Annotated in this window: 1 pseudogene; it reads left to right on the plus strand. The window is 65.2% G+C overall.

Annotated elements, in window-relative coordinates:
• Positions 1-210 (plus strand): annotated as a pseudogene (locus tag AF337_RS05825) (LacI family transcriptional regulator); the annotation flags it as partial.

Raw genomic sequence — 210 nt, forward strand, 5'->3', positions numbered from 1 at the left:
CCGCGGCATCAGGATCGTGCCCTTTGTCAGCACCGGCCGTCGCATCGACGGCGCCCAGGTCAGGCAGATCGCCCTCTCCGAGCGTGCCGACGGCATCGTGGTTCTGAACGATGATCAGCCGGAACTCATCCGAAGCCTCGCCTCCCCTGATATGCCCGTCGTCATCGTCAACGGCGAAGACCCGGCCATGCTGGTCGATACGGTCACCCC

The sequence above is a fragment of the Rhizobium ecuadorense genome, assembly GCF_001187535.1.
Classification (GTDB): domain Bacteria; phylum Pseudomonadota; class Alphaproteobacteria; order Rhizobiales; family Rhizobiaceae; genus Rhizobium; species Rhizobium ecuadorense.